General features: G+C 33.7%; 1 protein-coding gene. It reads left to right on the top strand.

Features of this window, described 5'->3' with window-relative positions; genetic code table 11:
* Window positions 1–273 (top strand): ankyrin repeat domain-containing protein (locus SCA31_RS23455; RefSeq protein WP_410699421.1); only part of this gene is annotated, 273 nt, incomplete at both ends.

Genomic DNA, 273 nt, shown 5'->3' with positions numbered 1-273 from the left:
AAGCAAAATCAATTTTTGATATTGCGAGAAGCGGTAGTGTAGCTGAGGTTAAAGATTTGATGAAAAAAAATCCTAATATCATCAATGAAACCAATGAAGGTGGCTTTTCTACTCTGATTTTAGCTTGCTACAGAGGCAATACGGAAGTGGCTAAGTTTTTGATGGATAACGTGAAAGATATCAATTATAAAAGCCAGGAAGGAACTGCTTTGGCGGGACTTTCTGTAAAATATAATAAAGATTTGGTTGAGTATTTATTAAATAAAAATGCCG

This window comes from Chryseobacterium sp. SIMBA_028 (assembly GCF_046535285.1).
Taxonomy (GTDB): Bacteria; Bacteroidota; Bacteroidia; order Flavobacteriales; family Weeksellaceae; genus Chryseobacterium.
The sequence above is the reverse complement of the archived record's forward strand: the minus strand, read 5'-3'. Positions and strand labels throughout refer to the sequence as shown.